Raw genomic sequence first — 19,101 nt, 5'->3', positions numbered from 1 at the left:
AAATTTGGATGAGCCAACGCTAGCCCACGATCCAAATTTGGACAACAGGTAGACTCGAACCCATGGCAGCCGACCAGGAACCCCCCTCCGACCGGCCCGAATGCCCCTCCGCGGAGGGAACAGGGCTGCTCCCCGGCGAGTTGCGTGCCTGGATGCTGCTGCTGGCCGCCACCGGGGCGGCGGAGCAGCGGCTGCGCTCCGTGGTGAAGCAGACCCTGGACGTCTCGCACGACGAGTTCCTGATCCTGTGTCTGCTGGCCGAGCAGCCGCAGGGCGGTCTGCGCATGACCCGGATCGCCGAACTGCTGGGCCGCCCCAAGACCCGGCTCACCTACCAGATCGCCTGCCTCCAGCGACCGGGCCTGGTCACCCGCAGAGCCGTCTGCGACGACAAGCGGGGCGTGGAGGTCGCCCTGACCGACAAGGCACGGCGACTGCTGCGGGAGTCCTCCGGACTGCTCGCCGAGGCGGTCAAGGACGCGCTGGCCGAGTTCGTCGGACCGGCCCAGCGCGCGGCCGTGCTCGGCCTGCTGCCCGGGCTCGCGGACGGGACCCGCTGACCGGCTCCGAAGTGCGGTCACCCTCCCCCTCAGAGCCCCTGAGAATCCGTGCGAAGCCCCGAAGCGGCACGGGTCACAGAGTCGGCGAGGGCAATGTCACAGCGCGTGCTCCATTGCCGCGCGAGCGGGCTGGCCTAGCATCCGAGCATGACGGTCCTGCCTGACGACGGGCTCTCACTGGCCGCCGGGTTCCCTGACGCGACACACGAGCAGTGGCAACGCCTGGTCGAGGGTGTGCTGCGCAAGTCGGGCAAGGAAGCCTCGGGCGCGGCAGCGGAGGACGCCCTGTCCACGACGCTGGAGGACGGGCTGCGCACCCGCCCCCTCTACACCGCGCGCGACGCCGCACCCGACCCCGGTCTGCCCGGCTTCGCCCCGTTCGTCCGCGGCGGCCGCCCGGAGGGCACCACCGTGGCCGGCTGGGACGTACGGCAGCGGCACGCGGCGCTCGCCGACGGCGCGGTCCTCGCCGACCTGGAGCACGGCGCCACCTCGCTCTGGCTGCTCGTGGGCGCGGGCGGCATCCCCCTGACCGGGCTGCGCCGCGCGCTCGACGGCGTCTACCTGGACCTGGCGCCGGTCGTGCTAGACGCGGGCCGGGACGTCGAGGCCGCCGCGGCACAGTTGCTGGCGCTGTACGAGGAGCGGGGCGTCGCCCCCGGGACGGCGCGCGGCAACCTCGGCGCCGACCCGCTCGGCCACGAGGCCCGCACCGGCGACCGGCAGGACTTCACCCCGGTCACGGCGCTCGCCGCGCGCTGCGCCGACGCGTACCCGGGGCTGCGCGCGCTGACCGTGGACGCGCTGCCGTACCACGAGGCCGGCGGCTCGGCCGCGCAGGAGCTCGGCGCCTCCCTCGCCACCGGCGTCGCCTATCTGCGCAAGCTGACCGGGGCCGGGCTGAGCGTCGAACAGGCCTGTGCCCAGCTGGAGTTCCGGTACGCGGCCACCGCCGACCAGTTCCTGACCGTCGCCAAGCTGCGCGCGGCGCGCCGGCTGTGGGCGCGGGTCGCCGAGGTGTGCGGGGCGCCGGACGCGGGCGCGCAGCTCCAGCACGCCGTGACGTCGCCGGTGATGGCGACCCGACGCGACCCCTGGGTGAACATGCTCCGGGCGACCGTGGCGACGCTGGCCGCGGGGGTCGGCGGCGCCGACGCCGTGACCGTGCTGCCGTTCGACCACGCGCTGGGCCTGCCGGACGCGTTCGCCCGCCGTATCGCCCGCAACACGTCGACGATCCTGCTGGAGGAGTCGCAGCTGGCCCGGGTGATCGACCCGGCGGGCGGCTCCTGGTACGTGGAGCGGCTGACCGACGAACTCGCCCACGCCGGCTGGGAGTTCTTCCGGTCGATCGAGCGGGACGGCGGCCAGGCTGCCGTGCTGCGCTCGGGCCGGATCCGCGCGGACCTGGCGAGCACCTGGCAGGAGCGCACCGCACGGCTCACCACCCGGCGCGAACCCGTCACCGGCGTCAGCGAGTTCCCGCTCCTGGCCGAGCAGCCCGTGACCCGCGAGCCCGCGCCCGAGCCGCCGTCCGGCGGGCTGCCGCGGGTCCGCCGCGACGAGGCGTTCGAGGCGCTGCGCGCCCGCTCCGACGCCCATCTGGCGGCGACCGGTGCCCGGCCGCGGATCTTCCTGGCGACGCTCGGCCCCGCCGCCGCGCACACCGCGCGGGCCACGTTCGCCGCCAACCTCTTCCAGGCGGGCGGCGTCGAGCCGGTCGCCGAGGGCCGGTTCGCGGACAGCGGCGCCACCGAGGCCGTGCTGTGCTCCAGCGACACGGTCTACGCCGAACAGGCCGAACAGGCCGCCGCCGAGCTGCGGGCGGCCGGCGCCCGGCAGGTGTTCCTGGCGGGCCGGCCCGCCGCGTACCCGGGCGTCGACGCGTACGTCTTCACGGGCTGTGACGCCGTCGCCGTGCTGTCCGCGACCCTCGACCGCATGGGAGTGTCCTGATGGGAATCCCCGACTTCTCCGGCATCGACCTGGGCACCCCGGACCCCGCGGGCGGCATCGCGGACTGGCACACGGCCGTGCGGCGGGCCACCGGGGGCGCGGAGCCGCTGTGGGAGACGCCCGAGGGCATCGGCGTCAAGGCCCTGTACACCGGCCGTGACCTGGAGGGCCTGGACTTCCTGGACACGTACCCGGGCATCGCGCCGTATCTGCGCGGCCCGTACCCGACGATGTACGTCAACCAGCCCTGGACGATCCGCCAGTACGCGGGATTCTCGACCGCCGAGGAGTCCAACGCGTTCTACCGGCGCAATCTGGCGGCCGGTCAGAAGGGCCTGTCGGTCGCCTTCGACCTGCCCACGCACCGCGGCTACGACAGCGACCACCCGCGGGTGACCGGCGACGTCGGCATGGCGGGCGTGGCCATCGACTCGATCTACGACATGCGGCAGCTGTTCGACGGCATCCCGCTGGACCGGATGACCGTGTCGATGACGATGAACGGCGCCGTGCTGCCGGTGCTCGCGCTGTACATCGTGGCGGCCGGGGAACAGGGCGTGCCGCCCGAGAAGCTGGCCGGGACCATCCAGAACGACATCCTCAAGGAGTTCATGGTCCGCAACACGTACATCTATCCGCCGAAGCCGTCGATGCGGATCATCTCCGACATCTTCGCCTTCACCTCGCAGCGGATGCCCCGCTACAACTCGATCTCCATCTCCGGCTACCACATCCAGGAGGCGGGCGCGACGGCCGACCTGGAGCTGGCGTACACGCTCGCGGACGGCGTGGAGTACCTCCGCGCGGGCCGGGCTGCGGGCCTGGACGTGGACGCGTTCGCGCCCCGGCTCTCCTTCTTCTGGGCGATCGGCATGAACTTCTTCATGGAGATCGCCAAGTTGCGGGCGGCCCGGCTGCTGTGGGCCAAGCTCGTCTCGCAGTTCGCGCCCAAGAACACCAAGTCGCTGTCCCTGCGCACCCATTCGCAGACCTCGGGCTGGTCGCTGACCGCACAGGACGTGTTCAACAACGTCACCCGTACCTGTGTGGAGGCGATGGCGGCCACCCAGGGCCACACCCAGTCGCTGCACACCAACGCGCTCGACGAGGCGCTGGCGCTGCCCACCGACTTCTCGGCGCGCATCGCCCGCAACACCCAGCTGCTCATCCAGCAGGAGTCCGGCACCACCCGGGTCATCGACCCGTGGGGCGGCAGCGCCTACGTCGAGCGGCTCACCCACGACCTCGCCCGCCGGGCCTGGCAGCACATCCAGGAGGTGGAACGGGCGGGCGGCATGGCGCAGGCCATCGACGCCGGCATCCCCAAGCTGCGGGTGGAGGAGGCGGCGGCCCGCACGCAGGCCCGTATCGACTCGGGGCGGCAGCCGGTGATCGGCGTCAACAAGTACCGGGTCGACAGCGACGAGCAGATCGACGTCCTCAAGGTCGACAACTCCGCCGTGCGCGCCCAGCAGATCGAGAAGCTGCGCAGGCTGCGCGCGGAGCGGGACGAGACCGCCTGCCGGGACGCGCTGGACGCGCTCACCCGGGCCGCCGACGGCGACGGCAATCTGCTGGAGCTGGCCGTGCACGCGGCCCGCGCCCGGGCCACCGTCGGCGAGATCTCCGACGCCCTGGAGAAGGTGTACGGCCGGCACGCGGGCCAGATCCGTACGATCTCCGGCGTGTACCGCAACGAAGCAGGCGAGTCCGCGTCCGTGGACCGCACCCGCGCCCTGGTGGACGCCTTCGCGGAGGCCGAGGGGCGCCGGCCGCGGATCCTGGTCGCCAAGATGGGCCAGGACGGCCACGACCGCGGCCAGAAGGTGATCGCGACCGCCTTCGCCGACCTGGGCTTCGACGTCGACGTCGGCCCGCTGTTCCAGACCCCCGCCGAGGTGGCCCGCCAGGCGGTCGAGGCGGATGTGCACGTGGTCGGGGTGTCCTCGCTGGCCGCCGGCCACCTGACCCTCGTACCGGCGCTGCGCGAGCAACTCGCCGCGGAGGGCCGGGAGGACATCATGGTCGTGGTCGGCGGGGTGATCCCGCCGCAGGACGTGCCGACCCTGCTGGAGATGGGTGCCACGGCCGTGTTCCCGCCCGGCACGGTGATCCCGGACGCGGCGTACGACCTGGTGCAGCGGCTGTCGGCCGGCCTCGGCCACGAACTGTAGGGCGCCATGGCGGCGATCGATCTCGACACGTATGTCAAGGGTGTGCTCGACGGGCGGCGGGCGGTCGTGGCCCGCGCGATCACCCTCGTGGAGTCCACCCGGCCGCAGCACCGGGCGCTGGCGCAGGAGTTGCTCACCGAACTGCTCCCGCACGGCGGCCGGGCCCGGCGGATCGGCGTGAGCGGGGTGCCGGGCGTGGGCAAGTCGACGTTCATCGACGCGTTCGGCACGCTGCTGACCTCGCTGGGGCACCGGGTGGCGGTGCTCGCCGTCGACCCGTCCTCGACCCGTACCGGCGGTTCGATCCTCGGGGACAAGACCCGCATGGAGCGGCTGGCCGTGGACCCGGCGGCGTTCGTACGGCCCTCCCCCAGCGCGGGCACGCTGGGCGGGGTGGCCCGGGCCACCCGCGAGTCGATCGTGGTGATGGAGGCCGCGGGCTACGACGTGGTCCTCGTGGAGACCGTCGGCGTCGGGCAGTCGGAGACCGCGGTGGCCGACATGGTCGACTCCTTCCTGCTGCTCACCCTGGCCCGCACCGGCGACCAGTTGCAGGGCATCAAGAAGGGCGTCCTGGAGCTGGCCGACGTGATCGCCGTGAACAAGGCGGACGGCCCGCACGAGCGGGACGCCCGGGCGGCCGCGCGGGAACTGGCGGGCGCGCTGCGGCTGATGCACGGCCGGGACGCCTTCTGGACGCCGCCCGTGCTCAGTTGCAGCGCGCGGGAGTCGACCGGGCTCGACACGGTGTGGGAGCGGCTCGAACAGCACCGTGCGCTGCTGGAGTCGACCGGCCGGCTCACCGCCAAGCGGCGCGATCAGCAGGTCGGCTGGACCTGGTCCATGGTCCGCGACGAACTGCTCGGCCGGCTGCACACCGACCCGGCGGTCCGCGCGCTCGCCCCCGAGCTGGAACAGCGGGTCAGGGACGGCTCGTTGACGGCGACCCTGGCCGCGGAACACATCCTGAGGGCATTCGGCGAACGGCCTGCCTAGCATCACCCGCCCCGAAGGGTCGCGGGGAACTGCGCGCCCACCCACTTGCCGCCGCAGCCGACCGACGACGCGTCACGGCCCGCCCCGCGGATCAGCGGGCCGAAGGCCGCCCGTACCTCGGACTTGGCGGCCTCGGCCCGACCGCCGCTAGCCGCCGTTGCGGCCGTCGTCGTTCTCGGGCGGCAGCGGACCCGTCGCCGTGCCCAGCCGTCGGTAGGCGGCGTGGGCGTTGACCAGGCGGGCGAGCACCGTGCCCACGAGCGTGGCGCCGAACAGACACGAGAGCCAGAACGCGTCCCGGTCGACGGCCCAGGTGAGGGTGCCCGCCGGGGGGATGCCGAAGCCGTTGAGGAGCAGCCAGCACAGCAGGGCGGTGCCGGGCGCCGCCACGAAGCGGGCGCACAGCCCGAGCAGCGCGGCCAGCAGGGACAGCACGGTCAGCGCGAGCGTGGGCCGGTACGGGCCCACGAGGTGATTGAGGAGCGCCACGAGCACCGATGCGCCGCCGACGGCGCCGGTCCACACCAGCGGCGTCGCTACGGGCTGGGGCACGGGGGTGGCCCCTGAGCGGTATGACACCCACTCGATCATGCTGACGCTTCCTTCCGGTCCTGCCCGGTGCCGACGCAGGGTGGTGCCCGACGGGCTCCCTCGGCCGGTTCCGGGGCGCTCGTTAGAGTGTCACCAACCGTTTTGCAAAGGAACAGTCAAACCAGACAGGGGGCCGCAGTGGGCGCCGCACGCATGAGCAGTACGCCGTTGCCGGGCATCGGAGTGCGCTACGACCTGACCACACGCGAACAACGGCGCCTGTCGGTGGTGGCCCACCGGGACGGGTCCAGGACGCTGAGCGCCTACCGCGAGGACGACCCGGACGCCTGCGCCCTGTCGGTGCGGCTGGCCTCCGGGGAGGCGGACGCGCTCATCGACGCGCTGATGCCCAAGCACCACAGCCCGAGCCTGCTGTCGACGACCGAGCTGGGCCTGGTGGCCGAGCGGGTCGAGCTGTCCGCCACGTCCCACTGGAACGGGCGGCTGCTGGGCGAGACCCGGATGCGGACGGAGACCGGCGTGTCCATCGTGGCCGTGATGCGCCGGGCCGAGGCGATCCCCTCCCCGGGCCCCGACTTCCGGCTGGCCGGCGGCGACACTCTGATCGTGATCGGCACCCGTGAGGGCGTGGACGCGGCAGCCGAGATCCTCGGTCGGGAGTGACGGTCTGTGCACTCCTCCGCAATCTTCCTGATCGAGTTCGGCGCGGTCCTGCTCGGGCTCGGTCTGCTGGGCCGTTTCGCCGGGCGGCTGCAGTTCTCGCCGATCCCCCTGTACCTGCTCGCCGGACTGGCCTTCGGCGAGGGCGGGCTGCTGCCGCTGGACGCCAGTGAGGAGTTCGTCGCCACCGGTGCCGAGATCGGGGTGATCCTGCTGCTGCTCATGCTCGGCCTGGAGTACACGGCGAGCGATCTGGTCTCCAACCTCAAGACGCAGTACCCGGCCGGTCTGGTGGACGCGGCGCTGAACGCCCTGCCCGGCGCGGTGATGGCGTTGCTGCTTGGCTGGGGTCCGGTCGCCGCCGTGGTCCTCGCCGGGGTCACCTGGATCTCCTCGTCCGGGGTGATCGCCAAGGTGCTCGGCGACCTGGGGCGGCTGGGCAACCGCGAGACCCCGGTGATCCTGAGCATCCTGGTCCTCGAAGACCTCTCCATGGCGGTCTACCTGCCGATTCTCACCGCGCTGCTGGCCGGCACCGGGCTGGCCGCGGGCAGCGTCACGCTGGCCATCGCCCTCGGGGTCGCCGGGCTGGTACTGCTCCTCGCGGTGCGCTACGGGCGGCACATCTCGCGCTTCGTCTCCAGCGACGACCCGGAGAAGCTGTTGCTGGTGGTGTTGGGGCTGACCTTGCTGGTGGCCGGGGTCGCGCAGCAGCTCCAGGTGTCCGCGGCGGTCGGTGCGTTCCTCGTCGGGATCGCGTTGTCCGGTGAGGTCGCCGAGGGTGCCCACAATCTCCTCGCGCCTTTGCGGGATCTGTTCGCCGCGGTGTTCTTCGTCTTCTTCGGTCTCCACACGAATCCTGCGGACATTCCGCCGGTGCTGCTGCCCGCGCTCGGGCTGGCCGTCGTGACCGCGCTCACGAAGATCGCGACGGGGTACTGGGCCGCCCGCCGGGCCGGGATCTCCGCGAAGGGCCGCTGGCGTGCCGGTGGCACCCTCGTCGCCCGCGGCGAGTTCTCCATCGTCATCGCCGGACTCGCCGTGACCGCCGGGATCGAGCCCTCGCTCGGGCCGCTCGCCACGGCGTACGTGCTGATCCTGGTCGTCCTGGGGCCGCTCACCGCCCGCTGGACCGAGCCGGTGGCCCTGGCACTCACGCGCCGCTTCGGCAAGCCGTCGGTCGCGACCGAGGCGCCCGCCGAGGCGGCGGTCACGGCACCGAGGGACTCCGCGGAGCGCTCCGCGGAGGATCCTGACACGGTCGGTCACGCCTGACCCCTCCCGGGGGCGGGGGCCGGACCGACAGCACGCCGTCCCCCGCCCGCGGCACCATCGCGGCCGAGCGCGCAGTTCCCCGCGCCCCTACAGGGCGGCTGCCCCACCGGGGTCGGTTCGGCACCCCCACAACACGCCGTCACCCGGCTGCAGCGCCGTCGTGGCCGAGCGCGCAGTTCCCCGCGCCCCTTCAAGGCGCCTGCCCCACCGGGGCCAGTTACAGGGGGCGGCCCGGCCAGGCCAGGAGGCGGGCTCCGACTACTGCGGTCTGCAGGGTGTAGCGGTCGCCGGGGTCCGTGGGGTCGCTGCCGGTCAGGGCGTGGATCCGGGCCAGCCGGTAGGTCAGCGCGCGCACGCTGAGTGACAGTTCGCGTGCCGCCACGGTGGCCACACAGCCGCTGTCGAAGTACGCCGTGAGCGTGTCGAGCAGTGGCTGCGCACCGCCGCGGGCCTGCTCCAGCGGGCCCAGCGTGTGCCGGACCAGGTCCATCAGCGCGGGCCGGTCGCGGGCCAGGACGGGGAAGACGAGCAGATCGGCGGCGCGCAGCAGCGGATCGTCGAAGCCCATCCGCTGGGCGACGTCGAGGGCGTTGAGCGCCTCCTCGTAGCTGTGCCCGATGCCGACCGTGCCGGGCCGGGGCCGTCCGACGGCGACCTGGCTCCCCACGACCCGGGCGTGCACGAGCTTGCCGAACCAGGTCAGCACGTCGTCCTGGTCGCCGGGTGCGATGCACACCATCCGCCCGTCCTTGGTGGTGAACAGGATGCGGCGGTTCTCGAAGCGGGCGAACAACTCGTCCGCGACCTGCCGGGGCACGGGGTCGGACTCGTCGTAACCCTCCGGCCCGCCGGCCACCGCGACGGAGTGGGTGCGGGACAGGCGCAGCCCGAACCGTTCGCAGCGCGAGGCGAGCTGGCCGGGGTCGCCGCGCCCGTGCAGCAGGTCGTCGATGAACTCACGGCGGGCGGCCTCCTCCCGGCGTACGACGTGCCGCTGCGCACGCTCGTATCCGTCGGCGAACGCGTCGACCGCCTGCTCGACGACGGCGAGGACGCTGTCCGGGTCGGCCCCGGCGGGCCGGCCGGCCCGGCCCGCCGTGAGATGCGCGCGTACCAGGGCCCGCCAGCCGTGCCCGGCCTCCGCCGCGCGGGCGCCGAGCAGGCGCCGGGACTCGATCTCGGGGCGGGTCAGCCGGCGGCCGGTGACCGCGGCGTCCGCCAGGATCTGCTGGAAGCCGTCGAGGAACGTCTCGGTGGTGGCCTCCTCCGCGGGCGTGGGCCGTGCCCGGGACGCACCCGGGTACGCCTCCTCGATCATCCGGAACCCGTCCACGGTCACCGTCTCCCCCGCCCGTATGCGCTCCTCGGGGCCCTCACGCCCCGCCTGCTTCCGGTGCTCCTCCGCGCCGGGGCCGCCCCGCTTGCCGTGTTCAGCCGTTCGCACGAGCCACCTCCACCGGGTCGGCCGCCGTGGCATCGGGCACCGCGCGCCGTGGGCGGCGGGTCAGGCGGCGGCTGAGGGGTTCGGTCCAGCGAGCGGTGAGCGGCCCCAGTATGACGAGGAGCAGTACGTAGGCGGTCGCCAGGGGGCCGATGCGCGGTTCGACGCCGACGGCGAGTCCGGCGATGACGATGGAGAACTCGCCGCGGGCGACGAGGGTGCCACCGGCCCGCCAGCGGCCCTTCGCGGAGATCCCGGCCCGGCGGGCGGCCCAGTACCCCGTCGCGATCTTCGTGAGCGCGGTCACGACGGCCAACCCGAGCGCGGGCAGCAGCACCGGCGGAATGTCCGCAGGATTCGTGTGGAGACCGAAGAAGACGAAGAACACCGCGGCGAACAGATCCCGCAAAGGCGCGAGGAGATTGTGGGCACCCTCGGCGACCTCACCGGACAACGCGATCCCGACGAGGAACGCACCGACCGCCGCGGACACCTGGAGCTGCTGCGCGACCCCGGCCACCAGCAGGGTCAGCCCCAACACCACCAGCAACAGCATCTCGGCGTTGTCGGAGGAGACCGCGCGGCTGACCAGACGGCCGTGCCGCAGCGCCACGTACAGGACGGCGCCGACCGTGCCCAGTGAGATCAGCAGGGTGACGGTGCCGCCGGCCAGGCTCACCCCGGCGAGCAGGGCGGTGAGGATGGGCAGGTAGACCGCCATGGCCAGGTCCTCCAGGACGAGCACCCCGAGGACGACGGGGGTCTCCCGGTTACCGATCCTGCGCAGGTCGCCGAGCACCTTGGCGATCACCCCGGACGAGGAGATCCAGGTGACCCCGGCGAGCGCCACGGCGGCGACCGGACCCCAGCCAAGGAGCAGCGCCGCCACGGCGCCGGGAACGGCGTTGAGGACGAAGTCGACCGCCCCGGAGGGGAATTGCGTCTGCAGGGTGGTGACGAGTTCGGGGGCGCTGTACTCCAGGCCGAGCATGAGCAGCAGCAGGATCACCCCGATCTCGGCACCGGTGGCGACGAACTCCTCACTGGCGGTCAGGGGCAGGATGCCGCCCTGCCCGAAGGCGAGCCCGGCGAGCAGATACAGAGGTATGGGCGAGAAGCCCACCCGCCCGGCGATGCGGCCCAGCAGGCCCAGGACGAGAATGATCGCCCCGAGTTCGATGAGCATGGCGGTGGTGTCGTGCACGGGCGTCTGACCTCCGTCGATCGGTTCGGTGGCGGCGTCTGTGCCTTCGCGGGTACCGGGCGCCGGACGCGTTGCCGGTGCCGTTGCGCGTGCGCATGTCCGTTGGCCGGCCCGGCGGCTCGAAGTCGTCGTACGGCGAGCGGGGTGCCGGGCGGGTGAGTGCGGGAGCCGCCGGGCGGCTCGTCGCGCTGGAAAGGGAACCGGATCGGCAGTGGATCCGGGGCGTCAGCGGGAGCGGTGGGTGCTCAAGGCGGCGCTGTCGGTATCAGGAACGCTGTCGCGGGCGGTGTTGTCGACGCGGACCCGGACGGCGGTACGCGCGCGGACGACTCGGTCCATCTCACGCCCCCCATCACGTCGGCCGGGAACCGGCGACCACCAACGACTGAGCAAGCCAACGCTCAACAGAGCGTAAGCACTCGGTAAAGAAGTCTATCGCATCCCGGAACCGGGCCTCAGAAGAACGTCAACGTTGGCGCATAGGGGAACCTCACCGCGACGACCCGTTCCGCCGCCGGGCCCGGTCGGGGTCGAGCAGCTGCACGGCGATGCCCATGACCACGAGGCCGGCCGCGATCAGCAGCCCGTGGGGCAGGAAGACGCCCGCGCCGAGCGCGACCGCGCCGGTGGCCAGCCCCCACCAGGCGCCGGTGCGCCGGTACTCACGGGGCCGCGCGGGACGCCCGGCGCCCAGGGCGCGGGCGAATCGAGGGTCGTCCCGTTCCAGCCGTGCGGCAAGATTGACCAGGCGTTCGTCGTCGAACTGGGTCACGGCTCCATCCCTCCCGGACCTGACACCGTCACGGACCGGACCGTCGCTCCCGGCGCGACCGGCCCACCGGACCTCCAGGCTCTCCCCCGCCCGCAGCCTGCCGCCATCGGGTTCGGCCCTCATCCTTCCTGGTGGTTGCCCCGCACGGAAGCGGTCACGCATACCGGGTGCACGGCCCGGAAGATGGGTGCTGGCACGGATGGCGCCCTGGCCGGAACACCACCACCCTGGTGGCAGCGGAGTCCACGTCGAGGAGGCGGAACGCGGTGCCCCTGTTCTGGCGGATCTTTCTGCTGAACGCCGTCGTACTCGTCGCGGCCACCGCTCTGCTGCTCGGCCCGGTCACCGTGTCCACCCCCGTGCTGCTCACCGAGGCCGCGATCCTCGCCGTGGGCCTGGCCGCGATGCTCGTCGCCAACGCCCTGCTGCTGCGCGTCAGCCTGGCCCCGCTGCAACGCCTCACCCGCGCCATGACCACGGCCGACCTGCTGCGGCCCGGGCGGCGCCCGCCGGTCGACGGGCACGGCGAGGTGGCCGAGCTGATCACGGCGTTCAACACCATGCTGGACCGGCTCGAGGACGAGCGGGCGACCAGCAGCGCCCGCGCGCTCTCCGCCCAGGAGGCCGAACGCCATCGCATCGCCCGGGAGCTGCACGACGAGGTCGGGCAGACCCTGACCGCCGTCCTGCTGGAACTGGAGCGGGTCGCCCGGCACGCCCCGACCGGCCTGCGCACGGAGCTGCACGAGGTGCAGGAGACCACCCGGGGCAGCCTGGACGAGATCCGGCGCATCGCCCGCCGGCTGCGCCCCGGCGTCCTGGACGAGCTCGGCCTGACCCGCGCGCTGAAGGCCCTGACCGCCGAGTTCACCGGGCCCACCCTGGCCGTCCAGCCCCGGCTCGACGCGGATCTGCCACCGCTGGCCCGCGCGTCCGAGCTGGTCGTCTACCGCGTCGCCCAGGAGGGGCTCACCAACACCGCCCGGCACGCCCACGCACACCGCGCCGAACTCAGCCTCCGGACCACGGCCACGGGAGTGGAGCTGCGCATCCGCGACGACGGCCGCGGCATCGGCGGTGCGCCCGAAGGCGCCGGCATCCACGGCATGCGCGAACGCGCCCTGCTCATCGGCGCCGATCTCGGGGTGGGCCCCGGGCCCGGTGGAGGCACCGAAGTACGTCTGGCCGTCCCCGTACCCGACCGGAATCCCTGAACCATGCCCCAGCCCGCGCCCGCCCGTATCCTGCTCGCCGACGACCACGCCCTGGTCCGCCGCGGGGTACGGCTCATCCTGGAGAGCGAACCCGATCTGACCGTCGTGGCCGAGGCCGACAACGGCGCCGAAGCGGTCGCGCAGGCCCGCGCCCACCGTCCCGATCTGGCCATCCTCGACATAGCCATGCCCCGGCTGACCGGTCTGCAGGCCGCCCGGGAACTCTCCCGCACCGAGCCCGACCTGCGGATCCTCATCCTGACGATGTACGACAACGAGCAGTACTTCTTCGAGGCACTGGGCGCCGGCGCCTCCGGCTACGTCCTCAAGTCCGTCGCCGACCGCGACCTGGTCGAGGCCTGCCGCGCCACCATGCGCGGCGAGCCGTTCCTCTACCCGGGAGCCGTCAACGCCCTCGTACGCACCTATCTGGACCTGGCCCGGGAGGGCCGGGCGCTGCCCGCGCGGGCCATCACGGACCGCGAGGAGGAGATCCTCAAGCTCGTCGCCGAGGGGCACACCTCGCAGGAGATCGCCGACCTGCTCGTCATCAGCCCGAAGACGGTGGAGCGCCATCGCGCCAACCTGCTGCAGAAGCTCGGCCTGAAGGACCGGCTGGAACTCACCCGCTACGCGATCCGCGTCGGCCTGATAGAGCCCTGACCGAGTCCGACCGGGACGGGGCGCCGGAGGCGTCGGCGTCCGGGGCGTCGACGTCCGAGGCATGGGTGTCCGGGGCGTCGTCCGGGGCCTCGGCGTCCGGGGCCTCGGCAGGGGTGCCGGGCGGGCCGTGCGCGGGCCGCAGGACGCGGGCGAACAGCCGCGCGTGTCCGGCCACGACGGGGCCGAGGACCGCGAGGACCAGGACGTACCCGGCGATGAAGGGGGCGAGACGGCCGTCCAGGCCCGCGCCGGTGGCCATGGCCGCCAGGATCAGCGCGAACTCCCCGCGGGCCACGAGAGTGGTGGCGATCACCGCGGCGGGCTCCGGGCCGTAGCGGTAGAGGCGGGCGACGCACAGGCCCGCGGCGACGTTCATCACGAGGGTCAGCGCGGCAGCGGCGGCGACCGGTACGGCGACGGAGGCGAGGTCTCCGGGGTCGATGATGAGTCCGAAGGCGAAGAAGAAGATCGCGGCGAAGGCGTCGCGCAGCGGGTGCACCAGCGCGCGGATGCGCGGGCCGGAGGGGGTGCCGGCCAGGATCAGACCGACCATGAAGGCGCCGATGGCGTCGGCCACGCCGAGGAGTTCGGAGACCCCGGCGATCAGGACCGCGGCGCCCAGGAAGCTGATGACCAGCAGTTCGTTGTCCCGGGTCACGATCAGGCGGCTGACGAGCCGGGTGCCGTGGCGCGCGGCGGCGGCCAGCACCAGCAGGAATCCGAACGCCTTCGCGCCCTGCGCCACCGCGTCCCCGGCGCCCTGGGCGCCGCCGACGACCGGCTGGAGCGCGGCGAGGTACAGCGCCAGGAAGATGTCCTCGACCACGATGACGCCCAGGATCAGCCGGGTCTCGGGACGGCCGAGACGGCCCTGGTCGATCAGGATCTTGGTGACGATCGCGGACGAGGAGATGCCCAGCACACCGGCGAGCACCAGCGCTTCCCGCACGCCCCAGCCCAGTGCGAAGCCGAAGGCCAGGCCCGCTCCGACGTTCAGCAGCAGATAGACGCCGCCGGCGGTCAGCAGCCGCCGGCCCCCGTTCCTGAGGTCGTCGAGGTGGAACTCCAGGCCCAGGCAGAACAGCAGCAGGACCAGCCCGAGCGCGGAGAGCATGGCGAATTCGTGCGCGTCCTCGACGAGGACCGGTCCGGGGGTGTGCGGGCCGAGCAGGATGCCGGCGAGCATGAACAGCGGAATCGTCGGGAGCCCGATCCGGCCCCCGAGCCGGGCGAGCAGTGCGGCACCCATGAAGGCACCGCCCATGGCGAGCAGCGTGTCGGCATGTCCCACGGGCCACCGCCTTCCGCACCGCGGTCTCGGGACGGCTGGTACCGGACTGCCCCCCGCACCCGCAGCGCGGCACACCCCACCCTCACAGGCCCGCCCCCGGAGCCGCCATCGGTGCCGACCCCCAATTCACCCCCGGGCCGACCCCCATCCCACCCCGTCGGCCCCTGGAGGCCGCCGCCACGATCCGGTGCCGGCTCGTCCCTCGTCCGCGGCGGCGTCGTGGCAGGTCGCGCAGCTGCCCGCACCCCTCGAGCGCCGGGCGGGCACCGGATCCGGTGCCCGCCCGCTCTGTACCTGCCATATCTGACGTTACGTCAGCTCACTGCTCCTTGTGTCCCACACCGCACCACATCGGCAGCGGGCCGCCCTCGGAGACGGTGTCGGCGTCGGGACGCCACTGCGGCAGCTCGACCACGCCCGGGTCGAGGATCCGCGTGCCCTCGAAGAACCGGGACACCTCCGCGTGCCTGCGCGGCGCCGCCTGCTCGGCTGCCCGCTCGTTGTAGACGCGCATGGACTCGGAGACCTCGTCGGCGCCGATGTCCGAGGCCGGATGCGACAGGACGAGGTAGCTGCCGGCCGGGAGGGCGTCCAGGAGCTGGCGCGCGATCCCCCACGGGTCGTCCGCGTCCGGGATGTACTGGAGGATCGCCACCAGCATCAGGCCCACGGGCCGGGACAGGTCGAGGGTGTTGCGCGCCTCCGCGAGGATGCGGTCGACGTCCCGCAGATCAGCCTGGAGGTAGTCGGTGGCGCCCTCCGGCGCGCTGACCAGCAGGGCCTGGGCGTGGGCGAGCACGACCGGGTCGTTGTCGACGTAGACGACCCGGGAGCCCGGGTCGGCTCGCTGCGCCACCTCGTGGGTGTTGTCGGCGGCGGGGATACCTGTGCCGATGTCGAGGAACTGCCGGATCCCGGCGCGGCTCAGTTCGCGCACCGCCCGGCCGAGGAACGCGCGATTGGCCCGGACGGCCGGGATGATCTGCGGGTTCGCCGCCGCCGCGAGGCGCGCCGCCTCCTCGTCCGCCGGATAGTTGTCCTTGCCGCCGAGCCAGAAGTTGTAGACGCGCGCGGGGTGCGCCACCGAGGAGTTGAAGGGTGCCATGCCGCCGGTCAGTCTGTCGCTCATCGTTCGGTCCTACTCATTCGCGTGTGCCGACGCGAGCACACTAACCCACGCTGTGATCATCAACGTGCCCTGAGCCGAGGCGAGTTCGTGACACACGGCGGGCGGACCGCCCCGGCCCGCGTACGACGGAGAAAAGACCGAGGTCAGCGGCCCGGAGTGGGGGCAGCCCCCTGGGGTGCCTGGGGACAGCCCCCGGCCGCTTCGGGTGCCTGGCAGGCTGTCCCGGCCGGTCCGCCGCCCCGAGACTCGACAGCATGACGATCTCCACCGACTCCTCCGTCGCGGCCGGCACGCCCGCCCCCCGCCGCCCTGCGCCCGGCTCCGCCCCCGCGGCGGGCAGCGACTTCGCCCGGCTCTCCCGGCGGATCACGGACGCGGGCCTGCTGCGGCGGCGCCCCGGCTACTACACGGCGCGGCTCGGCCTGGTGATCGCGCTGCTGGCGGCGGGCTGGGGGATCTTCTTCGCGCTCGGCGACACCTGGTGGCAGCTGGCGGTCGCCGCCTGCATGGCGCTGATCTTCGGTCAGATCGCCCTTGTGGCCCATGACTTGGCGCACCGGCAGGTCTTCCGGCGGCGCCGGCCGAGCGAACTGTGGGGCCGTCTCTTCGGCAACCTGGGCATCGGCATGAGCTACGGCTGGTGGATGAACAAGCACACCCGCCACCACGCCAACCCCAACCACGAGGAACTCGACCCCGACGTCGCCCCGGACATCCTGGTGTGGTCCACCGAACAGGCCCGGCACAGCCGCGGCCTGGCCCGGCTCATCGGCGGCCACCAGGCCTTCCTGTTCTTCCCGCTGCTGACGCTGGAGGGCTTCAACCTGCACGTGGCGAGCGCACGGGCGCTGCGCTCGCCGTCCATGAAGAACCGTGTCCTGGAGGGCGTCCTGCTCTTCCTGCACATCGCGGGCTATCTGTCCGCGCTGTTCCTGGTGCTCTCCCCCGGCAAGGCGGTGGCGTTCCTCGCCGTCCACCAGTGCCTCTTCGGCGTCTACCTCGGCTGCACCTTCGCGCCCAACCACAAGGGCATGCCCACCTTCAGCGGTGACGAACGGCCCGACTTCCTGCGCCGCCAGGTGCTCACCTCCCGCAATGTGACCGGCGGCCCGCTCACCGACGTGATGCTCGGCGGTCTCAACTACCAGATCGAGCACCACCTGTTCCCGAGCATGCCCACGCCCCATCTGCGCCGGGCCCAGGTCATCGTGCGCGCGTACTGCGCGGAGATCGGCGTGCCCTACCACGAGACCGGGCTGATCCGGTCGTACCGCGAGGCTCTCACCCACATGCATCGGGTCGGGGAACCGATCAGGCAGCGGCGCAGGGCGTCCTGACGGCGCGGGGAGCGTCGGATCCCCCCGTCTGCTGCGGGCGTCGGCCCTCCACGGCAGGCGCCCGCAGCGGTTCGCCCTGGCTCAGCCGCCGCAGCCACGGACGGCTTCAGCGTGGCTGTGAAGAACGGGTGCTTGAGCACCCCGCAGGGGTCGTCACGCGCGGCTCAGGAGGTCGCGGACCTGTTCGTCGATCGCGTCCCAGGCCTCGTCCGGGAGGTCGCCGAGGTGCTGCCTCCGCAGCGAACTCTGCACCTGTCCGGCGTCGGTGCCGGCCTCGCACACCACGCTGCCGCTGAACACGTCGTAGCCGTCGCGGACGGCGACCCGGAGCCGGTTGCGGCCGCCCGCGTCCGCGTGCAGCGCCGTCGCGACGACGAGCTGCGGCGGCCCGCCGATCTCGCCGGGCGCCTTGTGGTACGCGCTGGCGAGCGGTGCGCGCCAGTGGATGCTGAGCAGCAGCGGGCGTTTGGCGGTGACCTCGGCCAGGTCGGTCTCGTGGATGCCGTCGGCGTCCAGGACCCGGGCGCGGGCGTCCAGGACGAGGGCCGCGGGCAGCAGGCACCGCAGGGCGCTGCCGACGATGTTGCCGCCGACGGTCGCGGTCCGGCGCACGGCGCCGGTGCCGATGGTGGCGGCGGCCAGCCGCAGGACGTCCGGTACCCGCTCGTCCACCCGGTTCAGCAGGACGGCACCGCCGAGGGATTCGGCGCCGATGACGTTGGCTTCCGGCAGGTCGCGCAGTGACATGGCCCGTTGCGGGAAGCCGTCGCGTTGCCAGGTGGCCCACACCAGTGTCGCCCCGCCGATCGGGACGGCCTCCTCTGCCAGGCACTCCTGGGCTTCGGACACGGATATGGGAAACCGCAGCAGCACGGCAACCGACCTGCCTTTCATGGGGAGTTGAAGGCGGGAGAGGCGATAGGTCGACCTTCGCCCCACCGGCACGGCGTATTTTTGCCGCACAGCGGGGGGCGCGTAAAGGGCTCACATGAGCATGACCAGGGAAAACTGACGGTATCTCAGATACGGCGGGTGCCGGCCGTGCCGTACGCCTCGAAGACGGATCCGCCGCTTTCCGCGCAATGTACCGGGCTTATGAATTCCGGGATTCACGGCGAAGCGGCGGCGCAATTCCCTATATCGGCGTGCCATGTTCGACGGCGGGATCCGCTGGTGCGCCGGGCGGGAGCCGGCGGCAGAGGGGGTTCCCCGGCCACCGGCTCCCGTGTGTGTCGTCGTCCCACCCCATCAGTGCTGCGCCACAAGGCCCTTGAGCGCGATGTTGAGCTCCAGGACGTTCACCCGGGGCTCGCCGATGAAGCCGAGGGTACGGCCGGTGGTGTGGTCGTCGACGAGCTTGTCGACCTGGGCGGCCGGAAGGCCGTTCTTCGCGGCGACCCGGTGGACCTGGAGTGCGGCGTAGGCCGGGGAGATGTCCGGGTCCAGGCCGGAGCCGGACGAGGTGACCGCGTCGGCGGGGACGTCGGACGGCCGGACGGTGTGGCCGGGCACCGAGTTGTCCTTGACGACCGCGGCCTTGGCGTCCCGCACCTGCTCGATCAGGACCTTGCTGTCGGCGGAGAGGTTGGTGGCACCGGACAGGATCAGCTTGTACCGGGTGTTGAGGCTGTTGCTGCCGAGGCCGTTGGCCGGGCGGCCCTGGAACCACTTCAGGTCCGCGTCCGGGGTCTCCTGGCCGTTCTTCAGCGGCAGGTTGTACGACTGCCCGATCAGGGACGAGCCGGCGACTCTGCCGTCCGCTGTGATCTCGGAGCCGTTCGCCCTGCCGTGGAACAGCCCCTGGGCGATGCCGGTGACGACCAGCGGGTAGATGACACCGGTCACCAGGGTGAGCACGAGGAGGGCGCGCAGGCCCG

17 protein-coding genes are annotated in these 19,101 nt (G+C 72.8%); 9 read left to right on the top strand and 8 right to left on the bottom strand.

The genetic code is table 11. The annotated features are described in order from the left end of the window. The first annotated feature begins 62 nt into the window (after nucleotides 1-62). The 4 genes from CTZ28_RS44335 to meaB all read left to right on the top strand — a co-directional run bounded on the left by CTZ28_RS44335 (nucleotide 63) and on the right by meaB (nucleotide 5,686). Nucleotides 63-560 carry a MarR family winged helix-turn-helix transcriptional regulator gene (locus CTZ28_RS44335; protein WP_121895432.1) on the top strand — a complete coding sequence of 166 codons (498 nt, stop codon included), beginning with the start codon at nucleotides 63-65 and terminating at the stop codon, nucleotides 558-560. A gap of 147 nt (nucleotides 561-707) precedes the next feature. Continuing rightward, entirely contained in the window at nucleotides 708-2,516 is a 1,809-nt protein-coding gene (locus CTZ28_RS44330) for a methylmalonyl-CoA mutase subunit beta (RefSeq protein WP_121895431.1), read from the top strand. Then, nucleotides 2,516-4,690, top strand: a complete 2,175-nt coding sequence (scpA, locus tag CTZ28_RS44325) for a methylmalonyl-CoA mutase (RefSeq protein WP_121895430.1) — start codon at nucleotides 2,516-2,518, stop codon at nucleotides 4,688-4,690. Before CTZ28_RS44330 ends, scpA begins: the two co-directional genes overlap by 1 nt. A 6-nt stretch (nucleotides 4,691-4,696) precedes the next feature. Beyond that, nucleotides 4,697-5,686, top strand: a complete 990-nt coding sequence (meaB, locus tag CTZ28_RS44320) for a methylmalonyl Co-A mutase-associated GTPase MeaB (RefSeq protein ID WP_121895429.1) — start codon at nucleotides 4,697-4,699, stop codon at nucleotides 5,684-5,686. A 147-nt stretch (nucleotides 5,687-5,833) separates the two neighbouring features. Here meaB and CTZ28_RS44315 read toward each other — a convergent pair whose 3' ends face one another. After that, nucleotides 5,834-6,277 (bottom strand): hypothetical protein, encoded by a 444-nt coding sequence (locus CTZ28_RS44315; RefSeq protein ID WP_121895428.1) that lies wholly within the window; start codon nucleotides 6,275-6,277, stop codon nucleotides 5,834-5,836. A 153-nt stretch (nucleotides 6,278-6,430) separates the two neighbouring features. Here CTZ28_RS44315 and CTZ28_RS44310 point away from each other — a divergent pair, with 153 nt between their 5' ends. Together CTZ28_RS44310 and CTZ28_RS44305 are read left to right on the top strand one after the other, a co-directional pair. Then, entirely contained in the window at nucleotides 6,431-6,901 is a 471-nt protein-coding gene (locus tag CTZ28_RS44310; RefSeq protein ID WP_121895452.1) for a cation:proton antiporter regulatory subunit, read from the top strand. Nucleotides 6,902-6,907: 6 nt separating this feature from the next. Further along, nucleotides 6,908-8,173, top strand: coding sequence for a cation:proton antiporter (locus tag CTZ28_RS44305; RefSeq protein ID WP_121895427.1), 1,266 nt, complete (start codon nucleotides 6,908-6,910; stop codon nucleotides 8,171-8,173). Nucleotides 8,174-8,390: 217 nt separating this feature from the next. Here CTZ28_RS44305 and CTZ28_RS44300 read toward each other — a convergent pair whose 3' ends face one another. The 3 genes from CTZ28_RS44300 to CTZ28_RS44290 all read right to left on the bottom strand — a co-directional run bounded on the left by CTZ28_RS44300 (nucleotide 8,391) and on the right by CTZ28_RS44290 (nucleotide 11,590). Next, complete coding sequence (locus CTZ28_RS44300) at nucleotides 8,391-9,491, bottom strand: PucR family transcriptional regulator (RefSeq protein WP_121895451.1); 1,101 nt, start codon at nucleotides 9,489-9,491, stop codon at nucleotides 8,391-8,393. A gap of 112 nt (nucleotides 9,492-9,603) precedes the next feature. After that, a complete protein-coding gene (locus CTZ28_RS44295) occupies nucleotides 9,604-10,818 on the bottom strand; it encodes a cation:proton antiporter (protein ID WP_121895426.1) in 1,215 nt (404 codons plus the stop codon). A 490-nt stretch (nucleotides 10,819-11,308) separates the two neighbouring features. Continuing rightward, nucleotides 11,309-11,590, bottom strand: coding sequence for a DUF3040 domain-containing protein (locus CTZ28_RS44290; RefSeq protein ID WP_121895425.1), 282 nt, complete (start codon nucleotides 11,588-11,590; stop codon nucleotides 11,309-11,311). Nucleotides 11,591-11,856: 266 nt separating this feature from the next. Between CTZ28_RS44290 and CTZ28_RS44285 the strand changes: the two genes are divergently transcribed. Both CTZ28_RS44285 and CTZ28_RS44280 read left to right on the top strand, forming a co-directional pair. Further along, complete coding sequence (locus CTZ28_RS44285) at nucleotides 11,857-12,804, top strand: sensor histidine kinase (RefSeq protein WP_121895424.1); 948 nt, start codon at nucleotides 11,857-11,859, stop codon at nucleotides 12,802-12,804. 3 nt (nucleotides 12,805-12,807) lie between these two features. Continuing rightward, the gene (locus CTZ28_RS44280) at nucleotides 12,808-13,467 is read left to right on the top strand and encodes a response regulator (RefSeq protein ID WP_121895423.1); all 660 of its coding nucleotides are present in this window, start codon (nucleotides 12,808-12,810) and stop codon (nucleotides 13,465-13,467) included. Here the strand turns inward: CTZ28_RS44280 and CTZ28_RS44275 are convergent. Further along, entirely contained in the window at nucleotides 13,427-14,758 is a 1,332-nt protein-coding gene (locus CTZ28_RS44275) for a cation:proton antiporter (RefSeq protein ID WP_121895422.1), read from the bottom strand. The genes CTZ28_RS44280 and CTZ28_RS44275 overlap by 41 nt on opposite strands. Before the next feature lie 319 nt (nucleotides 14,759-15,077). Further along, nucleotides 15,078-15,887: an SAM-dependent methyltransferase gene (locus tag CTZ28_RS44270; protein WP_121895421.1), complete on the bottom strand. Its 810-nt coding sequence runs from the start codon at nucleotides 15,885-15,887 to the stop codon at nucleotides 15,078-15,080. Between the two features lie 254 nt (nucleotides 15,888-16,141). Between CTZ28_RS44270 and CTZ28_RS44265 the strand changes: the two genes are divergently transcribed. After that, nucleotides 16,142-17,224 carry a fatty acid desaturase family protein gene (locus CTZ28_RS44265; RefSeq protein WP_121895420.1) on the top strand — a complete coding sequence of 361 codons (1,083 nt, stop codon included), beginning with the start codon at nucleotides 16,142-16,144 and terminating at the stop codon, nucleotides 17,222-17,224. Nucleotides 17,225-17,377: 153 nt separating this feature from the next. Here the strand turns inward: CTZ28_RS44265 and CTZ28_RS44260 are convergent, their stop codons facing one another. Together CTZ28_RS44260 and CTZ28_RS44255 are read right to left on the bottom strand one after the other, a co-directional pair. Continuing rightward, nucleotides 17,378-18,097, bottom strand: a complete 720-nt coding sequence (locus tag CTZ28_RS44260) for an FAD binding domain-containing protein (protein ID WP_121895419.1) — start codon at nucleotides 18,095-18,097, stop codon at nucleotides 17,378-17,380. 375 nt (nucleotides 18,098-18,472) lie between these two features. Next, nucleotides 18,473-19,101, bottom strand: a 629-nt coding sequence (locus CTZ28_RS44255; RefSeq protein WP_121895418.1) for a potassium-transporting ATPase subunit C, incomplete at its 5' end; no start/stop codon positions are given.

It is taken from the genome of Streptomyces shenzhenensis (genome assembly GCF_003688995.1).
GTDB classification, from domain to species: domain Bacteria; phylum Actinomycetota; class Actinomycetes; order Streptomycetales; family Streptomycetaceae; genus Streptomyces; species Streptomyces shenzhenensis_A.
The sequence above is the reverse complement of the archived record's forward strand: the minus strand, read 5'-3'. Positions and strand labels throughout refer to the sequence as shown.

What these genes read in the sequence shown, in the direction of transcription:
- CTZ28_RS44335 (WP_121895432.1), top strand. Translation starts at nt 63, where the DNA reads ATGGCAGCCGACCAGGAACCCCCCTCCGACCGGCCCGAATGCCCCTCC.
- CTZ28_RS44280 (WP_121895423.1), top strand. Translation starts at nt 12,808, where the DNA reads ATGCCCCAGCCCGCGCCCGCCCGTATCCTGCTCGCCGACGACCACGCC.
- scpA (WP_121895430.1), top strand. Translation starts at nt 2,516, where the DNA reads ATGGGAATCCCCGACTTCTCCGGCATCGACCTGGGCACCCCGGACCCC.
- meaB (WP_121895429.1), top strand. Translation starts at nt 4,697, where the DNA reads ATGGCGGCGATCGATCTCGACACGTATGTCAAGGGTGTGCTCGACGGG.
- CTZ28_RS44315 (WP_121895428.1), bottom strand. Translation starts at nt 6,277, where the DNA reads ATGATCGAGTGGGTGTCATACCGCTCAGGGGCCACCCCCGTGCCCCAG.
- CTZ28_RS44330 (WP_121895431.1), top strand. Translation starts at nt 708, where the DNA reads ATGACGGTCCTGCCTGACGACGGGCTCTCACTGGCCGCCGGGTTCCCT.
- CTZ28_RS44300 (WP_121895451.1), bottom strand. Translation starts at nt 9,491, where the DNA reads ATGATCGAGGAGGCGTACCCGGGTGCGTCCCGGGCACGGCCCACGCCC.
- CTZ28_RS44265 (WP_121895420.1), top strand. Translation starts at nt 16,142, where the DNA reads ATGACGATCTCCACCGACTCCTCCGTCGCGGCCGGCACGCCCGCCCCC.
- CTZ28_RS44310 (WP_121895452.1), top strand. Translation starts at nt 6,431, where the DNA reads ATGAGCAGTACGCCGTTGCCGGGCATCGGAGTGCGCTACGACCTGACC.
- CTZ28_RS44270 (WP_121895421.1), bottom strand. Translation starts at nt 15,887, where the DNA reads ATGAGCGACAGACTGACCGGCGGCATGGCACCCTTCAACTCCTCGGTG.